Source organism: Pseudonocardia cypriaca (assembly GCF_006717045.1).
Taxonomy (GTDB): domain Bacteria; phylum Actinomycetota; class Actinomycetes; order Mycobacteriales; family Pseudonocardiaceae; genus Pseudonocardia; species Pseudonocardia cypriaca.
The window spans coordinates 1,401,029-1,416,085 of sequence record NZ_VFPH01000001.1 but is presented as its reverse complement, the minus strand read 5'-3'; the positions used below and the strand labels follow the sequence as shown (position 1 = coordinate 1,416,085).

Here is a 15,057-nt window from a genome sequence, read left to right as displayed (position 1 = left end):
CTTCCAGGAACGGGAGGAGCCTCGCGGGGACCGGCTGAACCGGGGCTGAACGCAGCCGAACGCATCTTCAGGTTCACCTCAGCCCGGCGCGCGACACTCCGGCCGTGCGGATGTTGCTGGTGGACGACGAGCGGCGGCTGACCGACGTGCTCGTGAGCGGGCTGGCGAACGAGGGGTTCGCCGTCGACGTCGCCCACGACGGGCGGGACGGGCTCTGGCTGGCCGGCGAGAACGACTACGACGTGATCGTCCTCGACGTGATGCTGCCGCGGCTGTCCGGCTACGCCGTCTGCCGCGAGCTGCGGGCGGCGCGGAACTGGACGCCGATCCTCATGCTCACCGCGAAGGACGGGGTCCACGACGAGGCCGAGGCACTCGACACCGGGGCCGACGACTACCTGTCGAAGCCGTTCTCGTACGTCGTGCTGCTGGCGCGGCTGCGCGCGCTCGTGCGCCGCGGCGGCCCCGCCCGGCCGGTGTCGATCGCCGTCGGCGACCTCACGCTCGACCCGGCAGGCCTGCGCTGCAGGCGCGGCGAGGTGGAGATCGCGCTGACGCCGAAGGAGTTCGCCGTGCTGCACGGGCTGGCCCGCCGGGCGGGTGAGGTCGTGTCCAAGCGGGAGCTGCTCGCACAGGCGTGGGACTTCGCATACGACGGCGACCCGAACATCGTCGAGGTCTACGTGAGCGCGCTCCGGCGCAAGATCGACGCGCCGTTCGGCCGGTCCTCGCTGGTCACGGTGCGGGGCGCGGGCTACCGGCTGGAGGCGACGTCGTGAAGGTGCGCTCCCGGATGTCGGTGCGGCTGCGGGCGACGCTCGCGGCCACGGCCGTCGTCGCCGTCGCGCTCGGCGTGGCGTCCGCGGTGCTGGTGGGCGTGCTGGCCGGCAACCTGGCCGACAGCGCCGCCGCCGAGGCGGAGCGCCGGGCCGCCCTGACCGCCGAGCTGCTCACGGTGCCGAGCCCACCGGAGGTCGCCGGGGGCGCCCGGCTGGTGGTCGCGCCGGACATCGTCGTGCGGCCTGCGGAGCCCGGGGTCCCGCCGCCCACGTTCACGGACCGCTTCGCGGTGGCCAGCCGGCCCGCGCTGACCGCGGACGGAGAGGTGCTCGTGCAGGCCAGGGCGTCGCTGCACCCGGCAGCCGCGGCACTCGACACCCTGCGCTCGGTGCTACTGCCGGGCGTCCCCGCCCTGCTCCTGCTGGTCGCCGCGCTCACCTGGCTCGCGGTCGGTCGCGCGCTCGCGCCGGTCTCGGCGATCCGCCGCGAGCTCGCCGACATCACCGCCACCGACCTGCACCGGCGCGTACCTGTGCCGCCTGCCCGTGACGAGGTCCGGCTCCTCGCCGAGACCACGAACCGCACGCTCGACCGGCTCGAGCAGGCGGTCGAGCAGCACCGCCGGTTCGTCGCCGACGCGGCCCACGAGCTGCGCAGCCCACTGGCGGTGCTGCGCACCCGCCTGGAGATCGCCCCGCCCCAGCCGCTCGCGGCCGAGGCGCTCACCGATGTCGAACGGATCCAGGGGCTCACCACCGACCTGCTGCTGCTCGCCCGGCTCGACGCGGACGAGCCCGCCGAGCACCGCGAGGTCGACCTTGGGCAGGTCGTCGCGGAGGAGGCGGCGCTGGCCCGCCCGCGGACCGACGTCCGGGTCGACATGCGGGTCGACGCCGGCATCGTCGTGCGTGGCTCTGCGGAGCAGCTGCGCCGGCTGGTGGCCAACCTCGTGGACAACGCCGTGCGCCACGCCGCGAGCACAGTGACCGTCCGGTTGCGAGAGCACGACGGCGAGGCCGTGCTGGAGGTCGAGGACGACGGCCCGGGCATCCCGACCGACCGGCAGGAGGTGGTCTTCGACCGTTTCGCCCGGCTCGACGAGGCGCGCGCCCGCGACGCAGGCGGCTCGGGGCTGGGCCTGGCCATCGCCCGCGAGATCGCGGTGCACCACGGCGGTTCGCTCGCGGTTGCGGGCGGGCCGCCGGGCGCGCTGCTGCGGGCCCGGTTCCCGATCGGCTGATCACGCGCGGCCACCGAAACACCGGCTGCGTCCCGTTCGACGAGATCAGCATGAGGCTCCGTGCGATCGCCGCGGTCGTGCCGGCTCTGCTCGCCCTCGCGGCCTGCGCGGCGCCACCGGTGGAGCCCGCGGCCGAGCAGGAGGTGGTCGCCGGCGCGCCCGGTGCGGGCCGCGAGCGGATCGTCGTGCACGGCACCGGCGATGTCAGCCTCGATCCCGACTACATCCCGGCTCTTCGAGCAAATGGGTACGCCCACGCCTGGTCCGGTCTCGACGGCCTGTTCGCCGACGACGACCTCACGATCATCAACCTGGAGTGCCCGGTCTCGACGAGGGGCGCCCCGGTGGAGAAGGCGTTCACCTTCCGCTGCGACCCCGCCGCCCTGCCCGCAGCGCACGCCGCGGGCGTGGATGTGGCCAACCTCGCGAACAACCACGTCCGCGACTTCGGCCGGGACGCCATGCTCGACTCGATCCGGCACACGCGCGACGCCGGCATCGCCCCGGTCGGTGTCGGTACCGACCTCGCGGCCGCGACCGCACCCGCCATCGTCGAGCGCAACGGCTGGCGGATCGCGGTGCTCGGCTTCGGCGGAGTGGTCCCCGACGCCGGGTGGCTCGCGACCCCGCGCTCCCCCGGCCTCGCGTCCGGCGACGACCTCGACCTGATGGTCGAGGCGGTGCGCGCCGCTGACGCCATGGCCGACCTGGTGTTCGTCACCATCCACTGGGGGATGGAGCTGGACACCGAGCCCCGCTCCGACGACACCCGCTTCGCCGAGGCCATGATCGAGGCGGGCGCGGACGGCATCTTCGGCCACCACCAGCACCGGCTGGGGCCGCTCGGTGCCCACCGGGGCCGGCCGATCGCATGGGGCCTCGGCAACTTCGTGTGGCCCCGGCTGTCGCAGGAGTCGGCCACCACCGCCGTGGCGCGGTTCGTCGTCGAACCGGACGGAACCGTGCGCGGCTGCCTGATCCCCGCGATGATCACCGGCCACGGGCATCCGGAGCTGGTGGGCAGCCCGGCCTGCTAAGTGCCCGTTCCGAGGCGGTCGAGCGCCCTTCACAGGGCGTTGCGGCCGACACCGGCCGTGGTGCTCCTCAGACGGTCAGCACCAACTTGCCGGTCGTGTGGCCCATCTCCCCCGCCCGGTGGGCGTGCGAGGCCCGCTCCAGGGGGAAGGTCTCGGCCACGAGCACGCGCAGCCGCCGGTCGTCCACGAGACGGGCGAGCTCCTCGAGCCCGTCGCCGTCGGGCTCGACGAGCATCGCGGTCGCGCGCAGGCCGCGCTCGGCAGCGGCGGCGAGGGCGTCGGCCGCGGCGGCGGACGGCAGGCAGACGAGCCGGCCCTCCGGGTCCATGATGTCGAGGGAGCGCACCGACACCTCGCCGCCGATCAGGTCCAGCACCAGGTCGACTGGCTCGACGGCCTTCTCGAACGCCTCGGCGCGGTAGTCGATCGCCTCGTCGATGCCGAGGTCGTGCAGCAGGTTGTGCTTGCCGGCCGACGCGGTGCCGATCACGTACGCACCCCGCGCCTTGGCGATCTGGACGGCGAGGTGCCCGACCCCGCCCGCCGCGGCGTGCACGAGGACGCGCTGCCCCGGCTGCACGGCGGCGATGTCGACGAGGCACTGCCATGCGGTGAGGCCCGCGAGCGGCAGGCCGGCCGCCGCCACCTCGGAGAGGCCGGCCGGGCGGTGGGCGAAGTGGCGGGACGGGGCCGTGACGAACTCGGCGTACGCGCCCGCCTGGCGCGGGAACCACGGCATCCCGAACACCGCGTCACCCACCGCGAAGCGCGTGACGCCACGCCCGACCGCGTCGACGGTGCCCGCGACGTCCCAGCCGACCGTGAACGGCGGCGGCCCGATCACCGGGGCCATCCCGGCGCCTGCACGGGTCTTCCAGTCCACGGGGTTCACGCCGGCCGCCCCGACCCGGACGCGGATCTCGGTGGGCAGCGGCTCCGGGATCTCCGCCTCGCCGAGCTCGAGCACCTCCGGTCCGCCGGTCGACAGCTGCGTGATGACGCGCATCGTTCCCACGGCGGATGCCTACCACCGGCACGGCCCGCCCCGCGGGCTCGACCGGCCTCCCCGCACCCCCTGCGCGACGAACGGCAGCTTCGACGCGCCGGGACTATCCCCGGAGCACCGCCTGGGTCTGGGTGACGCGCGCGGCGAGGCGGCCCTCGGCGTCGCGCAGCTCGGTGTCGGCCACGACCACGGTCCGCCCGACGCTGAGCGGCCGGGCCGTCGCCTCGACGTGGCCGCTCGTCACCGGTCGCAGGAAGTTGGTCGCCGACGTCACGGTGGCGGTGCCGGTCGCGCCCTCGGGCAGGTTGAGGAAGGCGCACCAGCCGCCCGCTGCGTCGGCGAGCGCCATCAGCGCCCCGCCGTGCAACAACCCGCCGGTCGTGCAGCGGGTGGCGTCCCAGTCGAGCCGCAGCACCACCTCGTCCGGCGCCACCTTCAGCGCCGATGCGCCCAGCACCGCGGTGAACGGCATGGCGACGTGCAGCTGCGCGGTGAGCTCGTCGGTCATGCCGATCACAGTGCCACGCCGGTCCATTACCCCGGACGTCATCGAGCGGCCGCGCGTCGGCGGCTAGCGTCACGGGCATGACCGCCGCGACCATCACCGGCACCACGTTCGGCGCCATGCTGCGCGACTGGCGCCAGCGCCGCCGGCTCACCCAGCTCGACCTCGGCATCCAGGCCGACGTGTCCGCGCGGCACCTCAGCTTCCTGGAGACCGGGCGGTCCCGGCCGAGCCGGGAGATGGTGCTGTTGCTGGCCGAGGAGCTGGACGTGCCCCTGCGTGGACGCAACGAGTTGATGATGGCCGCCGGCTACGCCCCCGCGTACGGGGAGCACGCGCTGGACGACACCGAGATGACCGAGGTCCGGCGCTCGCTGAACCGGATCCTCGAGGGCCACTCGCCCTATCCGGCCGTGCTCGTCGACGGGTCGTGGAACATGCTGGGCGCCAACCGCGCGGTCGCGCTGCTCACCGACCTCGTCGACCCCGCACTGCTCACCCCGCCCGTCAACGTGCTGCGCGCGAGCCTGCACCCGCGCGGCCTCGCCCCGCACGTCGTCGACCTCCCCGAGTACGCGGCGCACCTGGTGTCCCGGCTGCGCAGGCAGGCCGAGCGCGCGGCGACCACGGGGCTGCGGGCCCTGCTCGACGAGCTCACCCGGTACTGCCGCGACGCCGGGCTCGACCCGAACGCCCAGCCGCGCGACCGGATCGTGCTGCCGCTGCGGCTGCGCCACCCCGACCAGGAGCTCACGCTGTTCAGCACCGTCGCGGTGCTGGGCGCCCCGCTCGACGTGACGCTCGACGAGATCGCCATCGAGAGCTTCTTCCCAGCCGACGACGCCACCGCCGCGTACCTGCGGGAGCGGTTCGGGTAAAGCCGCCCGGAATGTCGGTCCCACCCGGCACCATGGAAGGCCGGGGGTGGGGCGGGTGGCCGAGCCGCTGATCGGTGTCGAGGACATGGAGACCCCGCGCTGGGCCGAGGGCTACGCGGCCACGGCGAACGCGGGCTTGCGGGCAGTGGCCGCGAAGGTGCCGGGCACCGTCGCGCTGGCCGTCCGGTGGGCCTGGCGGGCTTCACCTCCGCTCACGCTGCTCGCGGGCGTCGTGCAGCTCGCCGCGGGCGCGGTCACCGCGTTCGGGCTGCTCGCCACGGCCGACGTCTTCACGCAGCTGCTGGCGCAAGGGCCCACGCCGGAGCGGGTGGTCGCGGCGCTGCCCGCGATCGCCACGGTCGTCGCGGCCGGGGCGGCGCGCGGACTTCTCGACGCCGCGGTGGCCGCGGTGCAGGGGGCGCTCGTGCCACGGGTCGAGCAGCGGGCGCAGGACGACCTGCACGCCGCAGTCCTCCGCGTTGACCTCGCGGCGTTCGACGACGCCGACTTCACCGAGCTCGTCGAGCGGGCCAGCTCGGAGGGGCCGTCCCGGATCAGGAGCTGCGCGCAGGACACCGGCGACCTGATCGCCAGCCTCGTGTCGGTGTCGGCGGCTGTCGTCAGCGCAGGCGTGCTGCACCCGGCGCTGGCCCCGGTGGTGCTGCTCGCCGCCCTGCCGCGGGGCTGGGCCACCGTGCGGTCCGCTCGCCTGATGTTCGCGTCCTTCGTGCGGATGACGTCCGCTCGTCGCAGGAGCTCCGTCACGGGCAGGTTGATCACCCACCGCGACTCCGCCGCAGAGGTGAGGGCGTTCACCACCCAGGCGGCACTGCTGGGAGAGCACCGCCGGATCAGCGATCTGATCACCGCCGATGCGGTGCGCCTCGAACGCGACCGCGCGATCGTCCAGCTGATCGGCCGCACCGTCTCCGGCGTCGGCACGGGCCTGGCGTACGGCGTGCTCGCGCTGCTGCTCTACGCGGGCGGCATGCCGCTGGCGCTCGCCGGCGCCGCGGCGCTGGCCATGCGTACGGCCGGCCAGTCCGTCGCCAACACGATCTACGAGGTCAACCACCTGTACGAGGCGAGCTTCTACCTCGACCTGTACCGGTCCTGCGTCGGCGAGGCCGGGCGCCGGAGCCGCGGGTCGGCCGGGGGACGGCTGTCCGGCGATCCGGCCGAGATCAGCCTCACCGACGTCTCGTTCCGGTACCCGGGGCAGGAGCAGCCGGCCGTCGACGGCGTCAGCTGCACGCTGCGCCGCGGTGAGGTGATCGCGCTCGTCGGGGAGAACGGGTCGGGCAAGTCCACGCTCGCCAAGCTCGTCACCGGGCTCTACCTCGCCGACGCCGGCACCGTCGCGTGGAACGGCGTCGACGTGGCCACGGTCGAGCAGCGCGAGCTGCACGAACGCGTCGCCGTGGTGTTCCAGGACCCGCTGCGCTGGCCGATGCACGCGGAGAACAACGTCCGCATCGGCCGGCTCGGCCACCCCGATCCCGACGGCGCACGGCTCGCCGAGGCCGCGGCCCGCTCGGGCGCCGACGCCGTGGTGTCCGAGCTGCCCGCAGGGTGGGCCACGGTGCTGTCGCGGCAGTTCCAGGGCGGGCGCGACCTGTCCGGCGGTCAGTGGCAGCGCCTCTCGGTGGCCCGCGGGCTCTACCGGGACGCACCGGTCGTGATCGCCGACGAGCCCACGGCCGCGCTCGACGCCCGGGCCGAGCACGCCGTGTTCGCCGCACTGCGGGGCCTCGCCGGCAGCGGCGGCGACCGGATCACCGTCCTCGTCACGCACCGGCTGGCGAACGTCCGGCACGCCGACCAGATCCTGGTGCTGGAGCAGGGCCGGCTGATCGAGCACGGCACCCACGAGCAGCTGATGGCGCGCGGCGGCACCTACCAGGAGCTGTTCACGCTCCAGGCCAGTGCGTACACCGGTGAGGGGGATGCGCGGGATACGGTCCCGGCATGACGGAGCTGGTGCACCTCGACGTCGCCGCCGGCGTCGCCACGATCACCCTCGACTCCCCCGGCAACCGCAACGCGCTCTCCGCCCAGCTGCGCGGGGAGCTGCTCGCGCACCTGCAGGCGGCGATCGACGACGCAGATGTGCGGGTGATCGTGCTGAGCCACACCGGGCGGGTGTTCTGCTCGGGGATGGACCTCAAGGAGTCGCGCGGCGCGGGAGCGCAGAACCAGGGTGTGAACGAGTTCCCGGCGATCCTGGAACTGATCTGGAGCTCGCCAACGCCGGTCGTCGCCCGGGTGGCCGGGCCGGCCAGGGCGGGCGGGGTCGGCCTGGTGGCTGCATGCGACATCGCGGTGGCGGCCGACGACGCCACGTTCGCGTTCAGCGAGGTGCGGATCGGCGTGGTGCCCGCGGTCATCTCGGTCACCGTGCTGCCGCGGCTGCTGCCGAGGGCGGCCCACGAGCTGTTCCTCACCGGCGAGACGTTCGACGGGCCACGGGCCGTGCGGATCGGGCTGATCAACAGCACCGTCCCGGCCGGCGACCTCGACGCCGAGGTCGCCCGCTATGCCGAGATGCTCCGGTTGGGCGCCCCGGGAGCGCTCGCGGCCACGAAGGAGATGCTGCGCCGCGAGCGCCCGGCCGCCCTCGGCGCGCAGTTCGCCGAGATGCAGCAGCTCTCCGCGCGGCTCTTCGCCGCGGAGGAGGGGCAGGAGGGCATGCGGGCCTTCGCGGAGAAGCGGCCACCGGCATGGGCGGTCGGGTCGTGACGAGCAACAGCACCACCGCCGTCGCTTCGCGGGCGCAACGCAGCGATGTGGATCGAACGGCGTCGTCGTGCCGACACCCAGGCGCCGCCGGGGTCCCGGCTCGCGCCTCCGGTGGCGCCGCTCATCCGGGCACGAGCAGGCGAACCGCGACGGCGAGACGCGCGAGGTAGCTGTCCCGGGTGTCGGCCTGGTACTTCAGTCCCAGCGAGGTGCTGATCAGTGTCTGCGCGATGTCCGTCGCCGACTGCCGGTCGGTGACCTGGGCGATCGCGTCGGTGACCGACTGCCGGAACCTGACCGGTGCCGTCTCGACGATCCCGCCGAGCAGGTCGGGGTTCTGCTCGATGACCGCCATCACATCGCGCGCCGGCCCGACGTAGCGGCCCGCCCATCGGTCGAAGGCCTCGACGAGGCGCCCCCGCAACGGTCGCTCGGAGTCCGCGAGCACCTGTTCGGCTGCGGCGAGGTCGCACTCCAGGGCTCGCGTCGCCGCGGCCCGGAACAGCTCCTGCTTGGACGAGAACAGGAAGTACAGGCCGGGCCGCGAGATTCGAGCCTCGCCGGCGATCTCCTCCATCGACGTCTTCCGGTAGCCGAAGCGGGCGAAGGTGTGCAACGCGGACTCCAGCACCTGGTCACGACGCCCCGCTTCGCCGCCCTGTCCCTCCGAACCGGCCATCGCCAGATCCTAGGCACACTAGTCCAGCTATACATAGTTCGTACTTTCCGTATAGTCGACGCGTGACGACACCCGCCCGCATCACCACGCCGTTCACCGCGTCGAGCACCGCGGCGGAGGTGCTGGAGGGACACGACCTGTCCGGCCTGCGCGCGGTCGTGACCGGTGCGTCGTCCGGCCTCGGGGCCGAGTCGGCGCGCGCCCTGGTCGCCGCGGGCGCGGAGGTCACACTCGCGGTGCGGGACTCCCGCGCCGGCGCTGTCGCTGCGCGCGCCATCGCGAGGTCCGCCGGTACGCCGGCTCCTCAGGTGGCGGTCGTCGATCTCGCCGACCGCAGGTCGGTCGCGAGGTTCGTCGATTCCTGGGCCGGGCCGCTGCACCTCCTGCTCGCCAACGCCGGCGTGGTCACCGGCGGCTTGGAGCGGACGTCCGACGGGTGGGAACTGCAGTTCGCGACCAATCACCTCGGGCACTTCGCCCTGGCGACCGGTCTGCATCGCGCCCTCGCCGAGGGCGCCGCCGGTCGAGGTGAGGCCCGGATCGTGGCGGTGAGCTCGACCGCGCACATGCGCGCCGACGTCGACTTCGACGACCTGCACTTCGAGCGGCGCGACTACGACCCCCAGATCGCCTACGCGCAGTCGAAGACCGCCAACTCCCTGTTCGCCGTCGGGGCGACGCAGCGGTGGGCTCGCGACGGCATCGTCGCCAACAGCGCCAACCCGGGCGGTGTCGCCACCGGCCTGCAGCGGAACTTCACCCGGCGCCAGAAGGAGTCACTCGCGGCGGCCGAGGCCGCGGGCATCTTCACGTACAAGACCGTCGAGCAGGGTGCGGCGACGATCATGGTGGCCGCGGTCGCCGGGGAACTGGCCGGTTCCGGAGGTCACTACCTCGACGACTGCCAGGAGGCGTACCCGGTCCCGAACGACGCCGATCTCGCCGACCACCCGCACGGCGTCAAGGCGTGGGCCCTCGACCGCGTTCGGGCCGACCGGCTGTGGAGCGTGTCGACCGCGTTGCTGCAAGCCTGATCCAGAGCCGACGAGGTCGGGGGTACCCGACGGTCCTACGGCTCCTCCACGGGTGTCAGTGCCACCACCGGGATGGTCCGCGTCGTCTGCCGCTCGTGCTCGGCGAAGAACGGGTAGGTCGCCTTCAGCATCTCCCACACCGGCTCGCGCTCGGCGCCTTCGAGGGTCCGCGCCACGGCAGGCCGCGGAGCCCCTGACTCGTCGCCCACCTCGATGGTGACCTGCGGGTCGGCCGCCAGGTTCAGGTACCAGTCGGGGTGCCGGGACGCGCCGATGTTCGACGCGATGACGAGCACCGCGTCGCCGTCGCGGTGGAACATCATCGGAGTGGTGCGGGGCTCACCGGTGCGGCGTCCGGTGGTGGTGAGCAGCACCAGGCGCTCGCGGTGCATCCCGTCGACGTCGCTGCCGGCGCGGAACTGCTCGACCACCCGCTTGTTGACCTCACGCACGTCCATCGGCACAGCCTGCCCCGTCACGGCGTCCACCGCGCATCACGACCGGACGCCGCGAGGGCACGTTCGAACGCGGGCGCGTCGGTCGGCACCGTGACCTCGGGACCGAACCACCCGCCCTCGCGCCCGGACGGTGCCATCGCGAGCACGCCGTCGAGCACCACGGCTCCGAGTCCCTCGGGGACGTCGAGGGAGCGGCCGGTGCCGCGGGCGAGGTCCCAGGCGTGCACGGCGAACTCGGCGCTCATCATCGAGCCGATCGCCGCCGCCGGCATCGCGGCCCCACCCATGCTCGCCTCGCCCTCCCACGCGGACGGCTCCGCCCACGCCCGGGCGGCGGCCGCTGCCTCGTCGGCGCAGGCCTGCGCCCACTTCTCCTCGGGCAGCCCGACGAGGTAGGGGGTGCGGTCCTCCCCGCTCCACGACGGGTCCCACGGCTCGCGCGCACCGGACCGGTGGGCCAGCAGGAACCCGAACGCCAGGTGGTTCACGACGTCGCGGACGGTGTAGTCCGCGCACGGCGACGGGTCGCCGTAGCGGGCGACGTCGGTGTCGCGGATCGTCGCGACGGCCAGTTCGATGCTGTGTCGGAGGTGGTCTGCCGAATCCATGCGTCGATCGTGCGCCGCCCGCAGGGCGCGGTATTGCACGAACGCGACAGCCAGTGCCCCCGACCGGAAGTCCTGCACGAATCTCGACGGCCCAGCTTCCCGCTGAACGCACCGCCGAACCGGCCGAGTACGCCCGGTACGAGGCCGGCTCGCCGGCACGCTCAGCGGAAACCTGGATCCGCCGATATACGCACCGGACTCCCGGCCGGGGGCACTAGCCTGGACCTCGTGGATGTGCTGCTCGACCGGGCGCTCGGTGTGCTCGCGCGCCGGCCGATCGTCGCGCTGACGGGTGCCGGCCTGTCCACCGACTCCGGTATCCCGGACTACCGCGGGCCGGGCTCCCCGCGGCGCACCCCGATGACCTACCAGGAGTTCCTCTCCGGTGAGGCCGCGCAGCGGCGGTACTGGGCGCGCAGCTACATCGGCTGGGCCCGCATGGCCCACGCCGCGCCGAACACCGGGCACCACGCGCTCGCCGCGCTGGAGCGGTGCGGTGCCCTGCACGGGCTGATCACGCAGAACGTCGACGGGTTGCACGGGGAGGCCGGGAGCCGGGCCGTGATCGACCTGCACGGCCGCATCGCCGACGTCGTCTGCGTGGGATGCCGGCGGCGCACCAGCCGCGCGCAGCTGCAGGAACGGTTCACCGCGCTCAACCCCGGGTTCGTCGAGGCGGCCGGCACCGCCGTCGAGGCGGCTCCCGACGGCGACGCCGAGCTCGCGGCCGTCGACGGGTTCCGGCTCGCGTGGTGCACCGAGTGCGGCGGCGTGCTGAAGCCCGACGTGGTGTTCTTCGGCGAGAACGTGCCGCGCGAGCGGGTGGCCCGCGCCTACGCGATGGTCGACGCCGCGGCGGCACTGCTCGTCGCGGGCTCGTCGTTGACCGTGATGTCGGGCCTGCGGTTCGTGCGGCACGCGCACAAGGCCGGCATCCCGGTCGTGATCGTCAACCGCGGCGCGACCCGCGGCGACCCGCTGGCCACCGTGCGGGTGGACGCCGGGTGCTCGGAGACCCTGTCCGCCCTGGCCGCGGTGGCGAGCACGGCGGCCTGAGCGGCCTCAGGGCGTCTTCATGGCGGCGCGAACCTCGCGCAGGGTCTCCTCGGCGATGGCGCCTGCGCGCTCGTTGCCGGCCCGGAGGATCTGGCGCAGGTGGTCGCGGTCGGCGAGGTAGGCGGCCCTGCGGGCCCGGACGGGCCGCAGGAACTCGTTGACCGCCTCGCTCGCGAGCCGCTTGAGCGCCGCCGCTCCCCCGTCGCCGACCTCGTCGGCCACCTCGTGCGGGTCGCGGTCCTGGCAGAGCGCGGCCAGCCGGACCAGGTTGGACACCTCGGGCCGGGTCTGCGGCTCGTAGGTGATGCGGCGGAGGGAGTCGGTCCTGGCGCGCCGGATCCGCTCCGCGGTCTCGTCGGCGGACAGGGACAACGCGATCGCGTTGCCGCGGCTCTTGCTCATCTTCTGCCCGTCCAGGCCGAGCAGGTGCGGGACGGACGAGAGCAGCGCGTCCGGAACCGGGAAGACCGGCCCGTACCGCTCGTTGAAGCGGCGGGCGACGGTGCGCGTCGTCTCCACGTGGGGCAGCTGGTCCTTGCCGACCGGCACCAGGTCGGCCTTGCAGAAGAGGATGTCGGCGGCCTGGTGCACCGGGTAGGTGAGCATCAGGCCGCTCACCGAGGATCTCCTGGACGCCTCGATCTCCTCCTTGACCGTGGGGTTGCGCTCCAGCTCGGCGACCGACACCAGCGACAGGAACGGCAGCATCAGCTGGTTGAGCGCGGGCACGGCGCTGTGGGCGAAGATCGTGCTCTTGCCCGGGTCGATGCCGACGGCCAGGTAGTCGGCGACCAGGCCGTCGACGTGCTCGGGCAGGTTCTCGGCGACGTCCCGGTCGGTGAGCACCTGATAGTCGGCCACGAGCACGAACAGCTCGACGCCGAGCTGCTGCAGGCGCACGCGGTTGGCCAACGTGCCGAAGTAGTGGCCCAGGTGCAGCGGCCCGGTCGGCCGGTCCCCGGTGAGGATCCGGAACGCCGCCGGTTCGTGGGCGATGCCGGTCTCCAGCTCGGCGCTGCGGCGCTGCGCGGCGAGCACGGTGTCGGAACTGATGGCGGTCACGGAGGCTCCTTCGGGGTCTTCAGGACCGCCCGGCCGCGACAGCCGACGAGAAGGAAGAAGGCCGCCCCGGCGGGACGGCCCTGTTCGTGCTTGGGAAGACGGCCGTCCTAGGACGGCCACCAGCTCAGGCACGAGAGGCTACGCACGCTGCCCAGGATAGAGGATTCCGCGACGCGGCGGCCGGGCTCAGTCCTGCCGGGCGGCCCGGCGGGCGGCGATCCGGGCGGTCGCGGCGTCCACCACGCGGTCGGAGAGCACCGCCGTGCCCCAGCACAGCGGCACCAGCACGACGGTGGCGAGCACGACCTGGAACCCGAACGGGAGCTGCGTGAGCCACAGCTCGACCGCGTCCCACCAGTCCGCCATCGCCCGCAGCACGACTCACACAGTAGACGGCCCGGATCGTCGCTAGATTCGCGCCATGTTCGCCGTCTACGCCGCAGAGCCCAACGCCGACGCTCCGCTCGACTCGCTCACCGTGGGCGAGCGCCCCGCCCCGGACGTGCCCGACGGGTGGGTCGCCGTGAACGTCAGCGCGGCGAGCCTCAACATGCACGACATCTGGACGCTTCGCGGCGTCGGGATCAAACCGGACCAGTTCCCGATGATCCTGGGCTGCGACGGGGCGGGCACGCTGCCCGACGGCACCGAGGTGGTCCTGCACTCGGTGATCGGCGACCCGGGGTGGGACGGCGACGAGACCCTCGACCCGAAGCGCACGCTGCTCACCGAGAAGCACCAGGGGACGTTCGCCGAGACCGTCGTGGTGCCCGCTCGCAACGCCGTGCCGAAGCCGGCCGGGCTCACCGCCGCCCAGGCGTCGGTGATGGGCACGGCGTGGCTCACCGCCTACCGGATGCTCTTCACGAAGTCGGGTCTGAAGCCGGGGCAGACGATGCTCGTGCAGGGCGCATCGGGCGGGGTCTCGACGGCGCTGGTGCAGCTGGGCCGCGCCGCCGGGATGCGGGTCTGGGTGACCGGTCGCACGGAGGAGAAGCGGGCCGTCGCCGAGCGGCTCGGGGCCCACGCCACGTTCCCGTCGGGCGAGCGGCTGCCGGAACGCGTCGACGCCGTCTTCGAGACGGTTGGTGACGCCACGTGGTCGCACTCGATGCGCGCCCTCAAGCCGGGTGGGGTGATCGTTGTCTCCGGCTCGACCAGTGGGCCCAACCCGGGGGCCGACCTCCAGCGGCTGTTCTTCCTCCAGCTGCGCGTGATCGGTTCCACCATGGGCACCCGCCAGGAGCTCGTTGACCTGCTGCGTTTCGTCGAGAACGCCGGGATCTCGCCCGAGATCGGGCTCGAACTGCCGATGGATCAGGCCGCCGAAGGCTTCCGCGCGATGCTCGACGGAGACACGTCTGGGAAGATCGTATTCACTCAATGAGGCCGTTTGTCGCGCTGAATCCGCCGTTCGTCTAGAGCTTCGGCTTCCTGAGAACCCCCTTTGGCCCTCTCAGGACGTACAGTCTGTGACCGTGTCTGAGCCACCAAGTCGAATGGCGCCGGGGAGCCGACCCGCCCCGGCGCCGCGAATGACAGGTCTCGTCGAGCTTCTCGACCGGCTGGACCGCGCCGTTGCCGCCGCGCTCTCGCCGGTCACCTCGGCGGAGGGCGTCAGTCGGGACGGCTGGCGCGTGTTGCTGATGCTGGCCCGCGGAGGTGGTCGGAGCATGGGCGAGATCGCGTCGCACACCGCTCTGCCCGCGCCCACGGCCACCCGCGTCGTCGACCGCCTGGTCGCCGCGCAGCTGGCCTACCGCCGCACCGACCCCATCGATCGTAGGCGCGTGCTCGTCCACCTCGCGGGCGGAGGCCGCGCCGTCGTCGAGAGAGTCTGCGGCCGGGTCGAGCGCCGGGCGAGTGAGGCGCTCGGCTCCCCCCACACCGCCGAACGCGCGCAGCTCGCCGAGCTCCTCGAAGCGCTGGCGAGCCAGCCCGCCTGACTCCCCGACCCCCGACCCCCGACCCCCGA

General features: G+C 73.6%; 17 protein-coding genes. 10 read left to right on the top strand and 7 right to left on the bottom strand.

Annotated elements, in window-relative coordinates:
• Positions 1-104: 104 nt before the first annotated feature.
• Genes FB388_RS06620 through FB388_RS06610 form a run of 3 tightly spaced genes read left to right on the top strand, consistent with a single transcriptional unit; the run spans position 105 to position 3,057 of the window.
• A complete protein-coding gene (locus FB388_RS06620) occupies positions 105-779 on the top strand; it encodes a response regulator transcription factor (protein ID WP_142098308.1) in 675 nt (224 codons plus the stop codon).
• A complete protein-coding gene (locus FB388_RS06615) occupies positions 776-2,020 on the top strand; it encodes a sensor histidine kinase (protein WP_246121678.1) in 1,245 nt (414 codons plus the stop codon). Before FB388_RS06620 ends, FB388_RS06615 begins: the two co-directional genes overlap by 4 nt.
• A 50-nt stretch (positions 2,021-2,070) precedes the next feature.
• Positions 2,071-3,057, top strand: coding sequence for a CapA family protein (locus tag FB388_RS06610; RefSeq protein WP_142098305.1), 987 nt, complete (start codon positions 2,071-2,073; stop codon positions 3,055-3,057).
• 67 nt (positions 3,058-3,124) lie between these two features.
• Here the strand turns inward: FB388_RS06610 and FB388_RS06605 are convergent, their stop codons facing one another.
• Complete coding sequence (locus tag FB388_RS06605) at positions 3,125-4,063, bottom strand: NADP-dependent oxidoreductase (RefSeq protein WP_142102662.1); 939 nt, start codon at positions 4,061-4,063, stop codon at positions 3,125-3,127.
• Between the two features lie 103 nt (positions 4,064-4,166).
• Positions 4,167-4,571: a PaaI family thioesterase gene (locus tag FB388_RS06600; RefSeq protein WP_142098302.1), complete on the bottom strand. Its 405-nt coding sequence runs from the start codon at positions 4,569-4,571 to the stop codon at positions 4,167-4,169.
• Positions 4,572-4,648: 77 nt separating this feature from the next.
• On the opposite strand from FB388_RS06600, the gene FB388_RS06595 reads away from it, so the two are divergent.
• From FB388_RS06595 to FB388_RS06585, 3 genes are read left to right on the top strand one after another with little or no spacing between them, the layout of a single operon-like run.
• Positions 4,649-5,446 (top strand): helix-turn-helix domain-containing protein, encoded by a 798-nt coding sequence (locus FB388_RS06595; protein ID WP_142098299.1) that lies wholly within the window; start codon positions 4,649-4,651, stop codon positions 5,444-5,446.
• Positions 5,447-5,501: 55 nt separating this feature from the next.
• Positions 5,502-7,418 (top strand): ABC transporter ATP-binding protein, encoded by a 1,917-nt coding sequence (locus FB388_RS06590; RefSeq protein WP_246121675.1) that lies wholly within the window; start codon positions 5,502-5,504, stop codon positions 7,416-7,418.
• Positions 7,415-8,185 (top strand): enoyl-CoA hydratase-related protein, encoded by a 771-nt coding sequence (locus FB388_RS06585; RefSeq protein WP_142098296.1) that lies wholly within the window; start codon positions 7,415-7,417, stop codon positions 8,183-8,185. Before FB388_RS06590 ends, FB388_RS06585 begins: the two co-directional genes overlap by 4 nt.
• 121 nt (positions 8,186-8,306) lie before the next feature.
• Here FB388_RS06585 and FB388_RS06580 read toward each other — a convergent pair whose 3' ends face one another.
• Positions 8,307-8,864, bottom strand: coding sequence for a TetR/AcrR family transcriptional regulator (locus FB388_RS06580; RefSeq protein WP_142098294.1), 558 nt, complete (start codon positions 8,862-8,864; stop codon positions 8,307-8,309).
• Between the two features lie 62 nt (positions 8,865-8,926).
• Between FB388_RS06580 and FB388_RS06575 the strand changes: the two genes are divergently transcribed.
• Positions 8,927-9,898, top strand: coding sequence for an SDR family NAD(P)-dependent oxidoreductase (locus tag FB388_RS06575; protein ID WP_211361796.1), 972 nt, complete (start codon positions 8,927-8,929; stop codon positions 9,896-9,898).
• A 35-nt stretch (positions 9,899-9,933) separates the two neighbouring features.
• Here FB388_RS06575 and FB388_RS06570 read toward each other — a convergent pair whose 3' ends face one another.
• Positions 9,934-10,356 (bottom strand): nitroreductase/quinone reductase family protein, encoded by a 423-nt coding sequence (locus FB388_RS06570; RefSeq protein ID WP_142098292.1) that lies wholly within the window; start codon positions 10,354-10,356, stop codon positions 9,934-9,936.
• Positions 10,357-10,373: 17 nt separating this feature from the next.
• Positions 10,374-10,964: a TIGR03086 family metal-binding protein gene (locus FB388_RS06565; RefSeq protein WP_142098290.1), complete on the bottom strand. Its 591-nt coding sequence runs from the start codon at positions 10,962-10,964 to the stop codon at positions 10,374-10,376.
• Positions 10,965-11,192: 228 nt separating this feature from the next.
• On the opposite strand from FB388_RS06565, the gene FB388_RS06560 reads away from it, so the two are divergent.
• Complete coding sequence (locus tag FB388_RS06560) at positions 11,193-12,020, top strand: NAD-dependent protein deacetylase (RefSeq protein WP_246121673.1); 828 nt, start codon at positions 11,193-11,195, stop codon at positions 12,018-12,020.
• Between the two features lie 6 nt (positions 12,021-12,026).
• Here FB388_RS06560 and trpS read toward each other — a convergent pair whose 3' ends face one another.
• Both trpS and FB388_RS06550 read right to left on the bottom strand, forming a co-directional pair.
• Positions 12,027-13,082, bottom strand: a complete 1,056-nt coding sequence (gene trpS, locus FB388_RS06555; RefSeq protein WP_142098287.1) for a tryptophan--tRNA ligase — start codon at positions 13,080-13,082, stop codon at positions 12,027-12,029.
• Positions 13,083-13,268: 186 nt separating this feature from the next.
• Complete coding sequence (locus tag FB388_RS06550) at positions 13,269-13,460, bottom strand: hypothetical protein (RefSeq protein WP_142098284.1); 192 nt, start codon at positions 13,458-13,460, stop codon at positions 13,269-13,271.
• Positions 13,461-13,503: 43 nt separating this feature from the next.
• Between FB388_RS06550 and FB388_RS06545 the strand changes: the two genes are divergently transcribed.
• Together FB388_RS06545 and FB388_RS06540 are read left to right on the top strand one after the other, a co-directional pair.
• The gene (locus FB388_RS06545) at positions 13,504-14,469 is read left to right on the top strand and encodes a zinc-binding dehydrogenase (RefSeq protein WP_142098281.1); all 966 of its coding nucleotides are present in this window, start codon (positions 13,504-13,506) and stop codon (positions 14,467-14,469) included.
• Positions 14,470-14,617: 148 nt separating this feature from the next.
• On the top strand, positions 14,618-15,028 hold the full coding sequence (locus tag FB388_RS06540) for a MarR family winged helix-turn-helix transcriptional regulator (protein WP_170225501.1): 411 nt from the start codon (positions 14,618-14,620) through the stop codon (positions 15,026-15,028).
• Positions 15,029-15,057 lie beyond the last annotated feature (29 nt).